At 72.2% G+C, this 16,714-nt stretch carries 17 protein-coding genes; 10 read left to right on the top strand and 7 right to left on the bottom strand.

Annotated elements, in window-relative coordinates:
* Window positions 1-121: 121 nt before the first annotated feature.
* Window positions 122-1,447, bottom strand: a complete 1,326-nt coding sequence (locus tag ACGF13_RS32135) for a cryptochrome/photolyase family protein (RefSeq protein ID WP_392881974.1) — start codon at window positions 1,445-1,447, stop codon at window positions 122-124.
* A 172-nt stretch (window positions 1,448-1,619) separates the two neighbouring features.
* On the opposite strand from ACGF13_RS32135, the gene ACGF13_RS32130 reads away from it, so the two are divergent.
* Window positions 1,620-2,603, top strand: coding sequence for an aldo/keto reductase (locus ACGF13_RS32130; RefSeq protein WP_392881972.1), 984 nt, complete (start codon window positions 1,620-1,622; stop codon window positions 2,601-2,603).
* Window positions 2,604-2,632: 29 nt separating this feature from the next.
* Here the strand turns inward: ACGF13_RS32130 and ACGF13_RS32125 are convergent, their stop codons facing one another.
* From ACGF13_RS32125 to ACGF13_RS32115, 3 genes are all read right to left on the bottom strand, one after another.
* Window positions 2,633-3,034 (bottom strand): SsgA family sporulation/cell division regulator, encoded by a 402-nt coding sequence (locus ACGF13_RS32125; RefSeq protein ID WP_392881970.1) that lies wholly within the window; start codon window positions 3,032-3,034, stop codon window positions 2,633-2,635.
* A 200-nt stretch (window positions 3,035-3,234) separates the two neighbouring features.
* Complete coding sequence (locus ACGF13_RS32120; protein ID WP_392881968.1) at window positions 3,235-3,486, bottom strand: hypothetical protein; 252 nt, start codon at window positions 3,484-3,486, stop codon at window positions 3,235-3,237.
* Between the two features lie 196 nt (window positions 3,487-3,682).
* Window positions 3,683-4,312 carry a DedA family protein gene (locus ACGF13_RS32115; protein WP_392881965.1) on the bottom strand — a complete coding sequence of 210 codons (630 nt, stop codon included), beginning with the start codon at window positions 4,310-4,312 and terminating at the stop codon, window positions 3,683-3,685.
* 200 nt (window positions 4,313-4,512) lie between these two features.
* On the opposite strand from ACGF13_RS32115, the gene ACGF13_RS32110 reads away from it, so the two are divergent.
* Window positions 4,513-5,733 (top strand): GNAT family N-acetyltransferase, encoded by a 1,221-nt coding sequence (locus ACGF13_RS32110; RefSeq protein ID WP_392881963.1) that lies wholly within the window; start codon window positions 4,513-4,515, stop codon window positions 5,731-5,733.
* Window positions 5,734-6,150: 417 nt separating this feature from the next.
* On the opposite strand, the gene ACGF13_RS32105 is transcribed toward ACGF13_RS32110, so the two are convergent.
* Window positions 6,151-7,530, bottom strand: coding sequence for a hydrolytic protein (locus tag ACGF13_RS32105; protein ID WP_392881960.1), 1,380 nt, complete (start codon window positions 7,528-7,530; stop codon window positions 6,151-6,153).
* 218 nt (window positions 7,531-7,748) lie between these two features.
* On the opposite strand from ACGF13_RS32105, the gene ACGF13_RS32100 reads away from it, so the two are divergent.
* The 3 genes from ACGF13_RS32100 to ACGF13_RS32090 all read left to right on the top strand — a co-directional run bounded on the left by ACGF13_RS32100 (window position 7,749) and on the right by ACGF13_RS32090 (window position 12,116).
* Window positions 7,749-8,483 carry a LuxR C-terminal-related transcriptional regulator gene (locus tag ACGF13_RS32100; protein ID WP_392881957.1) on the top strand — a complete coding sequence of 245 codons (735 nt, stop codon included), beginning with the start codon at window positions 7,749-7,751 and terminating at the stop codon, window positions 8,481-8,483.
* 173 nt (window positions 8,484-8,656) lie between these two features.
* The gene (locus ACGF13_RS32095; RefSeq protein ID WP_392881956.1) at window positions 8,657-9,859 is read left to right on the top strand and encodes an alpha/beta hydrolase family protein; all 1,203 of its coding nucleotides are present in this window, start codon (window positions 8,657-8,659) and stop codon (window positions 9,857-9,859) included.
* A 163-nt stretch (window positions 9,860-10,022) separates the two neighbouring features.
* Complete coding sequence (locus tag ACGF13_RS32090; RefSeq protein ID WP_392881953.1) at window positions 10,023-12,116, top strand: hypothetical protein; 2,094 nt, start codon at window positions 10,023-10,025, stop codon at window positions 12,114-12,116.
* 82 nt (window positions 12,117-12,198) lie between these two features.
* Here ACGF13_RS32090 and ACGF13_RS32085 read toward each other — a convergent pair whose 3' ends face one another.
* The gene (locus ACGF13_RS32085; RefSeq protein ID WP_392881951.1) at window positions 12,199-12,399 is read right to left on the bottom strand and encodes a DUF397 domain-containing protein; all 201 of its coding nucleotides are present in this window, start codon (window positions 12,397-12,399) and stop codon (window positions 12,199-12,201) included.
* On the bottom strand, window positions 12,396-13,244 hold the full coding sequence (locus ACGF13_RS32080; RefSeq protein WP_392881949.1) for a helix-turn-helix transcriptional regulator: 849 nt from the start codon (window positions 13,242-13,244) through the stop codon (window positions 12,396-12,398). Before ACGF13_RS32080 ends, ACGF13_RS32085 begins: the two co-directional genes overlap by 4 nt.
* A 260-nt stretch (window positions 13,245-13,504) precedes the next feature.
* Here ACGF13_RS32080 and ACGF13_RS32075 point away from each other — a divergent pair, with 260 nt between their 5' ends.
* From ACGF13_RS32075 to ACGF13_RS32055, 5 genes are all read left to right on the top strand, one after another.
* Window positions 13,505-13,873, top strand: coding sequence for an ATP-binding protein (locus tag ACGF13_RS32075; RefSeq protein WP_392881946.1), 369 nt, complete (start codon window positions 13,505-13,507; stop codon window positions 13,871-13,873).
* Window positions 13,870-14,136: a hypothetical protein gene (locus ACGF13_RS32070; protein ID WP_392881944.1), complete on the top strand. Its 267-nt coding sequence runs from the start codon at window positions 13,870-13,872 to the stop codon at window positions 14,134-14,136. Before ACGF13_RS32075 ends, ACGF13_RS32070 begins: the two co-directional genes overlap by 4 nt.
* On the top strand, window positions 14,124-14,258 hold the full coding sequence (locus ACGF13_RS32065) for a hypothetical protein (RefSeq protein ID WP_392881942.1): 135 nt from the start codon (window positions 14,124-14,126) through the stop codon (window positions 14,256-14,258). Before ACGF13_RS32070 ends, ACGF13_RS32065 begins: the two co-directional genes overlap by 13 nt.
* 74 nt (window positions 14,259-14,332) lie before the next feature.
* Window positions 14,333-14,467, top strand: coding sequence for a hypothetical protein (locus ACGF13_RS32060; RefSeq protein ID WP_392881940.1), 135 nt, complete (start codon window positions 14,333-14,335; stop codon window positions 14,465-14,467).
* Window positions 14,464-15,603 (top strand): methyltransferase domain-containing protein, encoded by a 1,140-nt coding sequence (locus tag ACGF13_RS32055; protein ID WP_392881938.1) that lies wholly within the window; start codon window positions 14,464-14,466, stop codon window positions 15,601-15,603. The genes ACGF13_RS32060 and ACGF13_RS32055 overlap by 4 nt, the downstream gene beginning before the upstream one ends.
* Window positions 15,604-16,714: the final 1,111 nt, after the last annotated feature.

Here is a 16,714-nt window from a genome sequence, read left to right as displayed (position 1 = left end):
CGCGCCGGGGCACGCCACCAGCGCGCTCCTCGGCGTGGGGCGCTCACGGCCCGGTCCCGGAAACGGGCGCCCCGTACCCGCCTTGGCCACGCACCGGGCCCTCGGGTGGCGTCCGGCCGGCTCAGTCCAGGCCCCGGGCCCGGCGGAACCGCTCCGTGAGGGCGTCCGGCGCGATGAGCGGCGGCGGGTAGTCGGGGGCGGGGTCGAGCAGCCAGGGGCGGTGGACGGCGGGCCCGGGCAGGTGGGCGAGTTCGGGCACCCAGCGGCGCACGTACGCCCCGTCCGGGTCGTACCGGTCGGCCTGGCGCAGCGGGTTGAGCACCCGGTTGGGGCGGGTGTCGGTGCCGGTGCCCGCGACCCACTGCCAGTTCAGCTGGTTGTCGGCCACGTCCCCGTCGACCAGCAGGGACAGGAAGTGGGCGGCGCCGATCCGCCAGTCCAGGTAGAGGCACTTGGCGAGGAAGCCGGCCGTCAGCAGGCGGGCCCGGTTGTGCATCCAGCCCTCCGCGGCGAGCTGGCGCATCCCGGCGTCGACGATCGGGTAGCCGGTGCGGCCCTGCCGCCAGGCCTCGGCCTCCTGCTCGTCCCGGTGCCAGCGGTCGTTCCTGGTCCGGTAGTCGCGGTGCGCGGCGTCCGGGCGGGCGGCGAGCACCTGGTGGTGGAAGTCGCGCCAGGCGAGCTGCCGGACGAAGGCCCGCGCCCCCTCGCCGTCCCGCCGCAGGGCGCGCTCGACGAGTTCGGTGGGGGACAGGCAGCCGAAGTGCAGGTACGGGGAGAGCCGGGAGGTGGCGTCGGCGGCGAGGTCGTCGTGCACCCGCGCGTACGCGTCGACGTCCCAGCGCCGCCACCGCTCCCTGGCCGCGCTCTCGCCCCCGGGCGGCAGGGCGGGCGAGAGCGGCCCGGTGAGCAGCAGGTTCTCGCTGCCGATGCCGTCCGGGGTGTCGATCGTCCGGGGCGCGCCCAGCACCGTACGGCGCGGCGCCTGCTGCCAGGCCCGGTGGTACGGGGTGAAGACGGCGTAGTGGTCCCGGCCGGCCGGGGTGATCCGGCCCGCCGGGACGACCGTCACCGAGGCGTCGTGGACGTGCAGGCGGTCGCCGAACACCGTGCGCAGCCGGGCCTCCCGCCGCTGCGCGAAGGCGCTGACGCCCGCGGCGACGTGCACGCTGGCGGCGTCCGCTTCGGCGGCGACCCGGGCGGCCTGTTCGGCGGGCTCGCCGCGCCGTACGACCAGCCGGGAGCCGATCCGGCGCAGCGAGGCGTCCAGGTCGGCGAGGCAGTCGGCCAGGAACGCCTGCCGGTTGGGCACGGCGAACCCGGCGGCCTCGACGGCCGGGTCCAGGACGAACAGCGGGACGACCCGGTCGGCCGTGGACCGGGCGGCGTGCAGCACGGGGTTGTCGTGCAGCCGGAGGTCCTGGGTGAACAGGGCGATCGATACGGTCACGGGTGGGGCCTCGCAGGGGGTGCCGTCGGGGTGCGGACAGTCCTACCGGATGCGCGCGGCCGCCTGCCGCGAGGATTGGACCGAACGGCCCAGCGGGTCCCGCCCGGCGGGCCCCCGGACGAGTGCCGGAGGCGGCGTGCTGCGGCGCGGCGCCGCATGAGAGGCTCGCCCCATGGAACAGCGCGTACTCGGCCGCACCGGCCGCCCCGTCTCGATCGTCGGCCTCGGCACCTGGCAGCTCGGCGCGGACTGGGGGGACGTCCGGGAGGAGGACGCCCTGGCCGTCCTGGAGGCCTCGGTGGAAGCCGGCGTCACCCTCTTCGACACCGCCGACGTCTACGGCGACGGCCGCAGCGAGCGGCTGATCGGCCGCTTCCTGAAGGACCGCCCGGACGCCGGGGTGCTCGTCGCCACCAAGTTCGGCCGCCGGGTCGAGCAGCGGCCCGAGCACTACAACCTCGCCAACTTCCGTGCCTGGGCCGACCGTTCACGGGAAAACCTGGGCGTGGAGCGGCTCGACCTGGTGCAGCTGCACTGCCCGCCGACGCCCGTGTTCTCCTCGGACGAGGTGTTCGACGCCCTGGACACCCTGGTGGCGGAGGGCCGGATCGCCGCCTACGGGGTGAGCGTGGAGACCTGCGCCGAGGCGCTGACCGCGATCGCCCGCCCGAACGTCGCGAGCGTCCAGATCATCCTGAACGCGTTCCGGCTCAAGCCGCTGGAGCAGGTGCTGCCCGCCGCCGAGGCCGCCGGGGTGGGGATCCTCGCCCGGGTGCCACTGGCCTCGGGCCTGCTGTCGGGCCGCTACGACGCGCACACCGTCTTCGGCCCGGACGACCACCGCACCTACAACCGCCACGGCGAGTCCTTCGACCAGGGGGAGACCTTCTCCGGGGTGGACTTCGCGACGGGCGTCGAGGCGGCGGCGGAGTTCGCCGCGCTCGCACCCGAGGGGGCGAACGCGGCGCAGACGGCGCTGCGGTGGGTCACCCAGCAGCCGGGCGTGACGACGGTGATCCCCGGCGCCCGCAACGTCACCCAGGCCCGGGCCAACGCGGCCGCCGCCGAGCTGCCGGCGCTGCCGCCGGCCACCCTGGCCTCGGTGCGCGAGCTGTACGACCGGCGGATCCGGCCCCAGGTGCACGCCCGCTGGTGACGGCGGGCCGTTGAGGGGCGGGCCGGGGCTCAGGAGAGCAGCCGGGCGAGAGCGGCGTCGACGTCCAGGTGCTCGGCCTCGGCACCGGCCGGCACCAGGCGGAAGGAGTCGAGGAGGAACGCCGTCACGACGCCCGCGGAGACGCTGACCACCGCCCGCGCGCCCAGGGACCGCAGGGTGATCAGCAGCCGGCCCGCCGGCCCGGGTGCGACGGTCACGTCCCCGGAGCCGACGGGGCCGTGCAGGCCCCCGTCCAGCAGCTCCCGGGCGAAGGTCCACTCGGCCCGGTCGTCGTCGCCGAGCGGCGGGAACGCCAGGCACACCGCGTACGGCGACGCGGTGTCGAACCGCAGCTGCGCCTCGACGGCCAGCTCTGGGCACGGGCCTTCGGGCAGGGTGACGGCGATGGACCAGGAGGTGGCGACGGTCATGTGACGGGCTCCCGTTCTGGCGGTGGCACCGGCTCGCCCTCCGGCCCTGGCGGCCGGTGGACGGTCGGTGGTGGCAGCGCTCGGTTACCCGCCCGTCCCCGGTGCATTCCCGCCGTCCGCGCGTGACCGTACGGAGCCCCTACCGGGCCACGGTCCCGCTACGGCGCCCCACGGCCCCGCTACGGCGCCCCACGGCCCCGCTACGGCGCCACCGCGTCCGCCGCGGGCGGCTCCGGGCCCTCGTCCTTGTCCGGCTTCGCCTTCCGCCGGACGTCGGCCGGGGTGGGCACGCTGACGGAACGCTCCTTGGCGGAGCGCTCCCGGGCTCCGACCCTGCCCTCGGCCTTCGCCCGGACGTCGGCCGGGGTCGGGGACGTGATCGCGTGTTCCTCGGCGGACCGCTCCTGCGTCGGCTCGTCCGGCCGCGTTCCGTGCTCGTCGCGTGTGGTCATGGCTGGTTTCCCCTCTCCGGGTCCTGGGCCTGAGCGGATGGGATACCGGGCAGCTGCCCGGGATGCCCGGTGGTGAACCGGGCGGACGGCGTCGGTGCGGCCGTCAACCCTCCGACCGTAACCCCGTCCCGGGAGCCGCGCCGCCCGGAAACGGTGCGCCCGACCCTCCGACGGGCGGGCCGCGGGGCGCCCGGTGTCAGGGCTGACCGCCCCGGTCGCCCCGGTTCGCGGCCCTCCGCCGCCGCAGGTACCAGACGAGGAGGGCGATGACGACGCCGCCGGCGATCGCGAGCGCGAGGACCTGCCCGACGGTGCTCTCGACCCGGGTGTAGGCGGCCCCCGAGAAGTAGCCGAGGAGGGTGAACCCGACGCCCCACAGGAGGCCGCCGAGGGCGTTGAACAGCAGGAACCGGCGGTAGGGCATGCGCGACATGCCGGCCAGGGTGGGCACCATCGCGCGGAAGAAGGCGACGAAGCGCCCGAAGAACACGGCGGCCGGCCCGCGCCGGCGGATCAGGTCCCGGGCCCGCTCGACCCGGTCCGCGTGGCGTCGCATCGAGCGGGTGTCGAGGAGCCGCGGGCCGATGTGACGCCCGATCTCGTAGCCGGCGGTGTCGCCGAGGATCGCCGCGCAGACCACGAACAGGACGAGCCAGCCGAGCGAGACTCTGCCCTGGTGGGCGAGGAACCCGCCCAGGACGGCCGCGGTCTCGCCAGGGACGAGGAAGCTGAAGAACAGGGCGTCCTCGACCAGGACGAGGCCCGCGACGACCGCGTACCCGACCGGACCGGACAGGCTGCTCAGCCAGTCGGTGATCGAGTGCATCAGCCACCCCGTTCCGGACCGGCGCTCCTCCCAACGTAGCGCTTGCGCTCGCGTCCGGCGGCTCGTGCTCGGTGGCCGGCAGCGGCGGGGCGGGGCCCTTCCCCGCGGGTAATTCGGTTGACCGGTGCGCACGGTGACGCTGGACTTCGGGGGGCGCCGCACGAGGTGGCGCCGGCGAATCGGGGAGGCAGCAGCACCACATGGAGATCCGTTCCACGACCGACCAGGACCTCGGCGCGTTCGTCGACACCTTCCACGCCGCGCTGGGCCGCTTCCCGGACGCTCCGAACGCGGACGGCGGCGGGGTCTGGTGGGCGGCGACCGAGATGGACCGCAACCTGCTCGCCGTGACGGCGGACGGCCGGCCCGTCGGCACCGCCGGTGCTCTCAGCTTCGAGCTCACCCTGCCCGGGCAGGCCGTCGTCCCGGTCGCCGGGGTGACGTCGGTCGGCGTCCTGCCCAGCCACCGGCGCCAGGGCCTGCTCACCGCGATGATGCGGCGTCAGCTCGCCGACCTGCGGGCCCGGGGCGAGTTCCTCTCGGTGCTGCTGGCCGCCGAGGCCGGCATCTACGGCCGGTTCGGCTACGGCCCGGCGACGTACACCCAGCGGCTGACGGTGCAGCGCCGCCAGGCCGCCTTCGACACGTCCCGGACGCGGCAGGTGGCTGAGGCCCCGGCGGGCGGCTCGGTCGAACTGCTGCGGCGGGCCGAGTGCGGGGCGGTCATCGAGGAGGTCTACGACCGCTACCGCCGCACCAGGCCCGGCGCGCTGTCCCGCCCGCGCCGCTGGTGGGAGCTGGGCGCCGGACAGGTCCCGATCGCCCCGACGCCGCGCTACGTCGCCGTCCACCGGGACGCCGACGGCACCCCGGACGGGTACGCCGTCTACTGGAAGGACGGCGACACCCTGACGGTGGACGAGACCGTCGCCCTGGACGACGCCGGCTACACGGACCTGGCCCGGTACGTGCTCGGCCACGACCTGGTCGGCGAGGTCGTGTTCCGGCACTGCACGCCCGACCACCCGCTGCGCTGGCAGTTCGCCGACTTCAACGCCGGCCAGTTCAACGGCCACACCGACTGGCTCTGGGTGCGGATCCTGGACGTGCCGCGGGCGCTGACCTCGCGCGGCTGGTTCACGGACGGCGAGCTGGTCCTGGACGTGGACGACCCGTTCCTCGGCGAGCAGCACCGGTACCTGCTGACCGTCCGGGACGGCAAGGCCGAGTGCGTGCCGACGGACCGGGAGCCCGATCTGTCCCTGGACGTCCGCGACCTGGGCGCGGTCTACCTCGGCGGCACCGCCCCGAGCCGGCTCGTCCGGGCCGGGCACGTCCGCGCCCACCACCCCGACGCGGCCGCCCGTGCCGACGCCCTGTTCCGTGCCGAGCGCGAGCCGCACTGCCTGCACTGGTTCTGATCGGTCGCCCGCCGACCGAACGCGGTCCGAGGAAACAGCCGAACGCCGTCCCCGCCCGTGAAGGGCGGGGACGGCGTTCGGCTGTTTCGCGCGTTTTCGGACGGATCATCAACGGTGCGAGCAGACCCGATGGTTCACGGGGGCCAGTCGGTTTGCCCTCGCGGACCAGTCGGTTTGCCCTCGGAGGACAGACCGTGGCATGGCGCGGGCGGGTCGGTTTTGTTCGTACGGGTGCACTCTGCAACAGTGTCCATCATGTATTGACATGGTCACGAGACGTGAGAGGCGAAGCCGGAGAAGAAGGACGTCGGGGACGTCGGGGGCGAACGGGTCGGAACGGGCCCGTCGGTATCAACGGGGCAACCGGTGCGCCCTTCCCGCCCGGGGAGGGAAGGGCATCATCCTGCGCGCGTCGGTTCAGTTCCCCTGCCGGATGTCGCTCAACGTCCCGCTGATGTTGAGGAGTTCGTGGCACGTGGGCGCCTGCTTGCCCGAGGCCGGGGTACCCGGCACCTCGCAGGTCACGTTCGCCGTCACGGCCTGGTCCTCGGGGACCTGGATGGGAGTCACCCAGTGGTAGTCCTGGTTGCGGAAGGTCTCCAAGGCGATGGTGGTGATCGTCTTGTTGCCGGCGGTGATGGTCACCACACCCTGGTCGCCCTGGAAGTTGGCGACCACGAGGTCCGTGATGTCGAACACCTTGCCGTGCGGCACCTGGTAACTGCCCGTCGTGGACGCGCCGTTCTCGGTCTGCACGTCGATGGTGGCGGAACTCTGCTGCCCGGTGCCCGGCACCGCCAGGCCGCCCGGGCCGGGGCCGCCCTGGCCGCCGGGGCCGGTGCTCGGCTTCCCGGCGCCCGGCTTGGCCTGGCCGCCGGGCGTGTTCCCGGCGGACGGCGCCGAGGGGTTGTCGCCGGCCGGGGCACCGGCGGGCTGGGCCGGAGTGGCGCTCTGCTGGGCGACGGCCTGCTCGGCGGCCTGCTTGGCGGAGCTGCGCACCGCCGGGCGGACCAGCGCGAACCAGGCCAGCAGCAGCGCGATCAGCAACGCCAGGAGCGCCAGCAGCCACCGGGGGAAGATCGGCAGCTGGACGAACTCGCCCTCGAGGACCGGCTTCTGAACGACCGCCGCCTCGGCCTCCGGCCTGGCGTCCTTGCCGGCCTTGGCGTCCTTGTCGTCCTTGCCCTCCGCCCGCTCCTCCGGGCCCACCGTGACCTCGAACGGCCAGGTCGCCTGCTTGCCGAACCAGATCAGCTTGCGGGTGCGCGCCTGAACCCGCACCTCCCCGGACTCGCCGGGCTCCAGCCGCAGCTTCTCCGGCGCGACGGCGAACCGCAGGTCCTCGCCGGCCTGTCCGGGAGTGAACGTCACGGCGGTCGGCGCGTTCCCGAGGTTGCGCACCGAGGCCCGGTAGCGTCCGCGCAGCCAGCCGCGGCGACGGCGCGGGGCGAGCGCGGCCCGCAGCTCGTGGAACGGCGTCACGGTGACGGTGGCCTCCGGCACCGCCACCAGGTCGGGGCGCTCCACCGGCAACACGCGGATGCCGAGCGGGAACTCGCCGGCCCGGGTCGAGGGGGAGCGCGGCGGAGCCAGTCGGACCGTCACCGTCTCGGAGGTCCCGGGGAAGAGCGAGATCCGGGCCGGCTCGACCGTCGTCCACGCGGCGCAGTCCCCGACCGCCTCGAAGGTGTAGGCCTCAACGATGTCGAGATCGTTGCGTACCGTCAGGGTCGTGGTGGCCACGCCACCGGGGGCCGCCGTGATTGCTGGCAGGCCGAGTTCGGCGGATGTGGTCATAGCGTGACGGTAGGGCGGTTCGCCGCCGAAGAAGAGGGCCGTACGGGCAAGCTGTGGGCCACACCCCTTGCCCGTCAGGACCGACCGGAGACCCCGCCCGGTGCCGTCGCGGGAACGGCCCGGCGCCATGCGGCCCGCCGCCCCCAGATACCCCCGGCCGGACCTGCCTCGCGGCGGCCGGCCGTCACCCTCGCAGGAACAGAGAAATGGAGTAGTCGATGACGTCGACCGATACAACCCGTGAGGAAGCCGTCACCGCGCGCCGGACCGGAGTCGCGTCGCGCTCCGGCATCGCCGCCGCCCCGCGCGTCCCCGAGCAGTCGCGCGGCAGGAGGGGAGTGCGGGTGGCGGTGTTCGCGGAGGACCTCATCCTGCAGACCGGCGTGGTCCAACAGCTGCGCCAGCGGCCCGAGGTGGAGCTGCTGAGCGAGGGCGAGGCCGGGCGGGCCGAGGTCTCCCTGCTGGTCGTCGACGCGCTGAGCGAGACCGTCACCGAACACCTGCGCCGACTGCGGCTCGCGACGTCGGGCCGGATAGGCCTGGTGGTGGGGCACTTCGAGGCCGGCGGGCTGCAGACCATAGTGGAGAACGGGGTCGCGGCCGTGCTGCGCCGGTCCGAGGCCGACCAGGACCGGCTGGTGCACCTGATCACCGCGCTGGCGAACGGAGAGGGCGTGATGCCAGGGGATCTGCTGGGCGAGCTGCTCGACCGGATCGGCATGCTCCAGCGCACCATGCTCGATGGGCGGGGGCTGACCCTGTCCACGCTGACGGCGCGGGAGGCCGAGATGCTGAAGCTGGTGGCCGAGGGCTTCGACACCAGTGAGATCGCGACGAAGACGTCGTACTCCGAGCGCACGGTGAAGAACGTGCTGCACGAGATCATCACGCGGCTCGGCTTGCGCAACCGGGCCCACGCCGTGGGCTATGCGATGCGCCGAGGCCTGATCTAGGAGAAAGGAGGCGGTGCCTCGCCCGAGCTCGGGCGAGGCACCGGGTGGAGAACGCTCAGCGGAGCCCGAAGTCGAACTCCCCGGTGGAGACGGTCAGGGTGTAGCCAGTACCACCCTCAAGACGGAAGCCCGCATGATCGAGTGTCAGGGCGGGGCCGGGCAGGATCGTGCCCGTGAACACCACCTCGAACCGCAAGCGCCGTATCAGCGCTGTCGCAATCCTGGCTCTTGCCGCATCAGTGGCCGCGACCGGCACCGGACTCGCCGCCACGACCCCGCCGGCCACCGTGCACGCGACCGCCGCCACAGCTGCCGCCGCGCCCACGCGGTCCTTCCAGGGCACGCTCCCCGCGCCGACCGGCCCCTACGCCGCCGGCGAGGACGTCATCCACCTCACCGACACGAACCGTCCCGACCCGTGGGTGCCGTCATCCGGCCCACGCCAACTGACCGTCACGATGGTCTACCCGGCCGTCCCCGGGACCGGGACTCCGGCCCCTTACATGACCCTCGGCGAGGCAGCCGGAGTCCTCCAGCGCCGGAAGCTGCCGGCGAGCTCCGGTGTCACCCCGCAGAACCTTGCCGGCGTCACCACGCACGCCTTCGGCGGCGCGCGGCCGCAGAGCGGCAAGTATCCGCTGGTGGTCCTCTCAGCCGCGTACGAGAACCCGCGCATGACGCTCACCTCGCTCGCGACCGACCTGGCCAGTCACGGCTACGTCGTCGCGCTCGTCGGCCACACCTACGAGGACAGCGGCGAGACGCTGGCGAACGGCCAGACGTCGCCGTGCGCGATCTGCGACGGCCCGGCGTGGCTCGACTTCGACTCCCTCGCCGCCAGCCGCGCTCTGGACGTGTCCTTCGTCATCGACCGGTTGACGCAGGGCAATACCGCGTGGCGCCTGGCACACCTCATCGACAAGCACGAGATCGGCATGGCCGGACACTCCATCGGCGGAGCGGCGGCCGCCGCCACGATGATCGCCGACCCGCGAGTACGGGCCGGAGTGAACATGGACGGCTCCTTCCACCCGGCCCCGATGCCCGGCCAGATCAACCGGCCGTTCCTCATGCTCGGTGCGCCCCCCTCCGACCACTCGGCCGGCGGTGGCGACAACTGGGAGCAGGCCTGGGCCGCCCTCGGCGGCTACAAGAAGTGGCTGACGGTCGCCGGCGCCGACCACTTCAGCTTCAGCGACCTGGACCTGCTTCTGGAGGAGGCCGGGTTCCCGACGCCGCCCCTCTCCCCGGAACGCGGGGTGGTGATCACGCGTGAGTACGTGACGGCGTTCTTCGACCAGACGCTGAAGGGGATCCACAGTCCGCTGCTGGACGGGCCCTCGCCGAACAATCCGGAAGTACTCTTCCAGCACTAGTGCGTCGGCCTCTACCGCGGCGACCCCGCCGGCTGACCGGCAACCCCCGAAGGATCAACGCGGCGCTGCACTAGGATCCGGCGGGTCGCACGCGAACCTGATGCCCCTTCACGCTGCTTCGGGGCCGCGTGCGACCACGTCGCCGTACACCCCTGGAGATCCGATGCCACGCGTCCCCGCCCGAAGACTGGGCCTGGCCTGCCTCGTCACCACCTTGCTGGCCACCGGCCTCACCGCCGTACCGGCGGCAACAGCCGCAGCCACCGGCCCCGCCACGGCCGCCGCCCCCGCCACGGCCACCGCCGCAGCCCCACCGAACGGTGTGCTCTTCGACGACTTCCACTACACCGGCCCGGACGACCCCGGCCTCGCCGCGCACGGCTGGACCGTGCGGACCGGTACCGGCGGGCCCGGCCCGGCCGCGGCATGGGACGCGGCCGGAGTGAGCTTCCCGTCCGACCCCACCGCGCCGGGCGGACAGGTGCTGCGACTGCGGGCCGTCACCGACGGAACGTCCGGCGGCACTCGCCAGGCCCAGATCAACACCGCGCAGAGCAAGTTCTACGCCGGCACCTACGCCGCCCGCGTCCACTTCGCCGACCAGGCCACGGCGGGCGACGGCAGCACCGACCACCCGGTCCAGAGCTTCTACGCCATATCACCGTTCCACCAGAACCTGCCGAACGCCGAGACCCCGCAGTACAGCGAGCTCGACCACGAGTACCTGCCCCGGGGCGGCTGGGACCAGGCCAACCCCGGCGCCTCGTACAACACCACGGCGTACCACGGTTCCGCGGACAGCGACAACCTCCACACCGGCCGCTCCCTCCAGGGCTGGCACACCCTCCAGACCACGGTCTGGAACGGCACCACCACCTTCTACCTGGACGGCATCGTCCACCACACCGCACCGGCCCGGTACTCGCCACGCGAGCCGATGACCATCGACTTCAACGCGTGGTTCATCGACCTGAACTCGCCAGGCCACACGCGCAGTTGGGACGAGGAGGTCGCCTGGGTCTACTACAACGACTCGGCCGCCCTGCCGCCCGGCGACGTCACCGCCGCCACCAACGGTCTTCTCGACAGCGGAACCCACTTCGTCGACACCGTGCCGAGGCCGACCGCCCCCAACGACCACACCGGCGACGGCATCAGCGACCTCTCCCTCCTCTACGACTACGAGCCGAGCGAGCCGGCCGCAGGCTGCCCGCAGAGCGGCTCCGAGCACACCAGCGTCCTCGGCCTGGCCGCCAAGTCCGACTACACCGGTGCGCTCGACGGCCTGACGACCCGCTCGGACGACCCGTGCGCGCCCGGCCGGCCGAAGTTCACCGCCTCCGGCGACTTCGACGGCGACGGCAAGGCCGACCTCGCCGCCTACTACGACTTCGGCACCGTGGGCTCCACCTGCCCCGGCATCAGCCACGTGGCCGTCGTGGAGTGGCTGGCCGGAAAGCCGGTCCGGAAGGTCTGGGAGAGCACCTGCTTCGGCGGTGGCACCACGGCCTTCACCGCCGGGGACTTCACCGGGGACGGGCGCAGCGACCTCGCGCTGCTGTACGACTACGGTGCCGGCCACGTCAGCCTGTTCACCCTCATCGCCGACCCGTCGGGCGGCTTCGGCGGCCTGGTGCCGCAGTGGGACGCCTCCGCCTGGGGCACCGGTACGAAGTTCCTGACCGCCGGCGACCACAACGGCGATGGCAAGGCCGACCTCGCGCTCTTCACCGACTACGGCAACTCGGGCGCCACCTGTCCGGGCAACGCCCATCAGGCGGTCCACACCTTCACTGCGGATCCGTTCGGCACCGGCGCGTTCCAGGCCCCGGTCAAGGCCTGGGAGAGCACCTGCTTCGGCGGCGGCACGACAGCCGTGGTCTCCGGTGACTTCAACGGCGACACCAAGAGCGACCTGGCCCTGCTCTACGACTACGGCGCCGGCCACCTGCGCCTGTTCACCCTCATGGCCGACCCCGGCGGCAGCGCCACCTTCGGCGGCCTGACCTCCCGCTGGGACGCCTCCGCCTGGGGCACCGGAACCAGGTTCCTGACCGCCGGAGATTACAACGGCGATGGCAAGGCCGACCTCGCGCTCTTCTACGACTACGGCACCTCGGGCGCCACCTGCTCGGGCAACGCCCACCAGGCGGTCCACACCTTCACCGCGGATCCGTTCGGCACCGGCGCGTTCCAGGCCCCGGTCAAGGCGTGGGAGAGCACCTGCTTCGGCGGCGGCACGGCGTTCTTCAACTGACCGCCGCCCGTTAGGGCGTGTCGATGCGGCAAGCGAAAGCGGTGCCTCGCCCGAGCTCGGGCGAGGCACCGCTTGGGCGCCGTTAGAGGAGCCCGAAGTCGAACTCCCCGGCGGAGACGGCGGCGATGAAGGAGGAGTGGGCCGCCTGGTCGAAGGCCAGGGCCGGGCCGTTCGGGTCTTTCGAGTCGCGGATGTAGGAGATCGGGCCGCTGGGGATGGCAACCTCGACGCAGTTCTCGTCTCCGCCGCTGTAGCTGGACTTCTTGAAGGTCGGCTGGGTCACTTGATCCTGTCTCTCTGTGCGGTGATGAAGGCGAGCGAGGAGTCGACGGACATGGCTTCTGCTGTGATTTCCTGGAAATTCGACCTGCAGAGCTCCATGTCGGCTGGATCCTCGACCCACAAGCAGCTCATCATCCCTTCGACCAGGACGACGTCGAGGTCCTTGCGCTGTGGGAATCCCATGAGCGTGAACGCTCCGTACATTCCCGGGTGAACTGCCGCGCCGATCGGCATGACCTGAATGTTGATGTTGGACAGGCTGCTGAGAGTCAACAGCCTGTCCAACTGCGGGACCATGACCTCGGGGCGGTTCGCGTTCGAGCGGAGGGCCGCCTCATGGATGACGGCCCACACCTGCACGGGGTTCGGGCGCGTCAGGATGGACTGACGCGCCATTCGAACCTGGACCAGATCCTCGACGGTCCCACCTGACCGGTTGCGCAGGCGCTCGATGATGATGCGCGCGTATTCGGGGGTCTGGAAGAGGCCGGGAATGAAGGCCGGTTCGTACGTCCGGTAGGTGGTGGCGTCGGCTTCCAGAAGGATCAGGTCGTTCGCCGTGGTGTTGATGACGTCGCGATAGCTCAGCCACCAGCCGCGTTTGCTCCCGTCCTTCGTGATGGCGAGCAAGCTGGCCCGGTAGTCCTCGTCGTCGCATCCGTAGTAGTCGAGGAGCTTGATGACGTCCTCGATCTTGGCTGCGGTGTGGGCGGTCTCGATCCGAGTGAGCTTGGGCTGGCTCATCCCGGTGGCTTCCGCGGCTACCTCGGCGGTGAGTTTCCGTTCTTCACGGAGCTTCCGCAGTTCGCCGCCGAGCCTCCGCCGGCGGACGGTCGAGACTGCCATGTTGTCCCCTCCTGAACTGTCAGTTGACAAGTTTGCCTGTGTGAAGGGCGTCAGCGCTACCAGTAACTGGCGTTCGAGACTGCCGAATTCAGGTTCGATTTGTATATATGCGAGATGCGCCAGCTGACTTGCATTGTGAATCGCATAGGCCCCATGCTGAGCGTAGCGGATCGACTGCTCTGAGTAGGCATCGATCTGCGATCTCGCCGTCTCCTGACTGGCGGCGGATGATCCACTTCACCCCCCACGGAGGTTTCTTCGTGTCTCCCCTTGGACTCCCCCCTGACTGGTCGGCCGCGCGCGAAGAGTTGCGCGAACTGACCTCGCGCGCCGGGTGGACGCCCGACCTGGTCGCCGATGCCGAGACCGCGCTCCTCGAACTGTTCGTCAACGCCTGGCGCCACGGCGGCAGTGCGGCGCCGCTCGTCGTCATCGCGCTGCTCGACCACGTCCTCCGGGTCTCCGTCAGCGACGGGAGCCCCATCCGCCCGGTCAGTCGCGACGGTTCCGACCTCCTCGCGGTCTCCGGCCGGGGCCTGCGCCTCGTCCGCTCCCTCAGCGACCGCTTCGGCACCGAGGACCGCAAGACCGGCAAATCGGTCTGGTTCGAGCTGGACGCCGCCGCGTGACCGCCGATCACCGCCGCCCGACCGGGCCGGCCGACCCGATCATGCGCACCTACACCGAGCCGGAGGTCGCCTCCCTGCTCGACGAACTCCGGGAGCGCGGCCGCAGGTTCGGCCTCATCTGGCCGTCCCTCGCCACGGACCGGGTGGTCGACGGCCGCGTCCTGGTCCGCTTCGGTGCGGCGCCGGCCAGCACCGTGCTCAACCTCCTCGCGGTCCTCCGCCACTACGAGTACGAGAAGGCCGAGGCCCCGTGCGACTCCTGATCGACCTCGCCCTTCCGCTCCTCCTGCCCTTCGCCATCGCCGTCGTCGGCCTCGGCGCGGTCGCCGTCCTGCGGATGCCCAGCCGCCCGGACTCCATCCGGGGCCACCGGCCGGCGTCCTGAAGCCCTACGCAGGAAGTCGGCCCCGCAGACTTCCTGCTACCCCCTCCATGCTGAACCGAGAGAGGAAGTTGACCATGGGAGACGAGAACAAGGGTGGCCCGAACGACGGCCGGAGCCCCGGGCACGCCAAGCCCGGCGGCCCGGTCATCGGCCCGAAGCCGTCGTCGGACAGCCAGCAGCCCACCCCCGACCCGAAGCACAAGAAGTGAACGCCGGCGAGCAGCGGGCCGCGCTGGTGGCCGCGCTGACCGAGAAGGGGTCGCTGACCGCGGACTGGGCCCCGTCCTTGGCGGCCGTTCCGCGGCACGCGTTCCTCCCGGAAACCATCTGGGCGGACGAGGGCGACGGTGACGCCGAGTGCAGCCGCTTTGCGGAACCCGAGCGGTGGATGCGGCTCGCCTATGCCGATCTGCCGATCGTCACGCAGTGGGACGACGGAGCCGAAGGCCGCGCCCGCATCACGCCCACATCGTCGGCGTCCCTGCCCACGATGGTGGCCGAGATGCTGTCCGATCTGGACGCGCACCCCGGACACCGGGTGCTCGAAGTCGGAACGGGCACCGGCTACAACGCGGCACTGCTGGCACACCGCCTGGGAGCCGAGATGGTGTCCACCGTCGAGGTGGACGCCCAGGTCACCGCCCGGGCGCGCACCGCACTTCACGCTGCCGGCTACACGCCCGAGGTTGTGTGCGGAGACGGGGCGCTCGGATGGGGCGTGCGCGCCCCGTACGACCGGATCGTCTCCACCGTGTCACTGCGGCACATCCCGCCCGCCTGGTTGAACCAGACCCGGCCAGGCGGGGTGATCGTCAGCCCGGTCTCGCCGCTGTTCGGCGGCGGGGCGATCGTTCGCCTCACGGTGCACGAGGACGGAACCGGCGCAAGCGGCCGATTCACCCGCTCGTCCGCCTTCATGATGCTGCGTCAACAGCGTTACAAGGGCGCCCCGGTGGACGACTACCTGCCGGGGGAGTGGCCGGGTGATTCCGGGCAGTCCTGGACGAAGCTCGACCCCGAGGCCATCGGGGGCGACTGGTTGGCGCAGTTCGCCTGCGCCCTCGCCCTGCCGGATGCCTACTACCGGCGCAACGCGTTCGGCGCCGGCTGGACGTGGTGGCTGTTCGACAGGGCCGTCACCTCCTGGGCGACGGTGGACTCCGTGCCCGGGGAGTCCCGGTTCGAGGTCCGCCAGTCCGGGCCGCGCCGACTCTGGGACGAGCTGGAGGCCACCTACCACCGGTGGGAGTCCGCCGGACGCCCCGGGTACGAGCGGTACGGGCTCACCGTGACCCCCGCCGGACAGACCGCCTGGCTGGACAACCCCGACAACCCCCTGAAGTGACGGCCGGGCCGCGGGGCCCCAAGCGGTGACGATCCGCTGCCGCCCCGCGGCCCACGGTCGACCGGTGGCGGCCGGCCACCCTTGCAGCCGCGCTTCCGGCCGTTGCGAATCTGGTCCGCCTTCTCCGGGATGGCGCACTCCACGCCGCGTCGGCGCAGGTAGGAGCGGTTCGCGCGGGAGCCGTGCGCCTGTTCACCCGGACCCTGTCCGGCGTCGACCAACTGCCGGCAGGCCCAGCTCCGCGGGCGGCTCGGCGTCTTACCCACTGGCGTTCGTCAGATCACCACGTCCCACCCATCAGGGGCTTCGGCGGATGCGAACGTAGGTAGTCCTCAAATGCCGCGGGAGTCTCGGCATACTTCTGCACCTCTGGGGTGATAGGGAGGTTCTCCTGCGTCACCACCCCTGCTGAGTCCCGGGCGATGATCGCTGCGGTGGCACCGCCGGCTGCGATCAGAACTCCCCCCAACGCCAGCAGGACTGTCCCTGCACGTCCCACGGCCACACTGGCCTCCCCTTCACATCCCACTGCTCCGAACATCCCCGTCTCTCAACAATGTAGGCGGACAAGCTCCCTGTTGGGGCTTGAACAACAGGGAGCTGCTCGCGAACTGCCGTCCCTTCAGTGGCGATTGCCTCGGACCGCGTTTTGAGAGGGCGGTTCAGTGGTCACGGCACGTGGTCGCCCGTTGTGTCGGCGAGTCGCCGAACCCCTTGAGGGCGGATTGGCTGCGGGGCAAGGCCCCGGTCGGCTGACGGCCCCTGCGGGCCGGGGCGCCCCTGACCGACCCTAGGGGGTGGCCCATCCCTGAGGGGGAGCGGCCTATCGTTCGAAGGTAGGTCCAGGTCGGAGGCGGTCTGGACTGCGGGCTGACGACCCGGTGCCCCGTCAGCTGTCAATGTGTCAGTTGCCGTAATTCACAGGGGTGTTGCATTCGCCCATCGGCATGGACACGGGAAGGTGGACGGGCATGGCGGAACACAGGGGCGGAACGGGGCCGGGCGGTCGCGGGCGCACGGGGCGCCGGCGCGGCCGCCCGGCCGTGCGCTTGGTGGCGCTCGCGCTGGCGGGCGCGGGCCTGGTGGGGGTGACGGCCCCGGCGGCCGGTGC

This window comes from Kitasatospora sp. NPDC048286 (assembly GCF_043201735.1).
GTDB lineage: Bacteria > Actinomycetota > Actinomycetes > Streptomycetales > Streptomycetaceae > Kitasatospora.
Note: the sequence above shows the minus strand (reverse complement) of the source record. Positions and strands in the feature narration are given on the sequence as shown.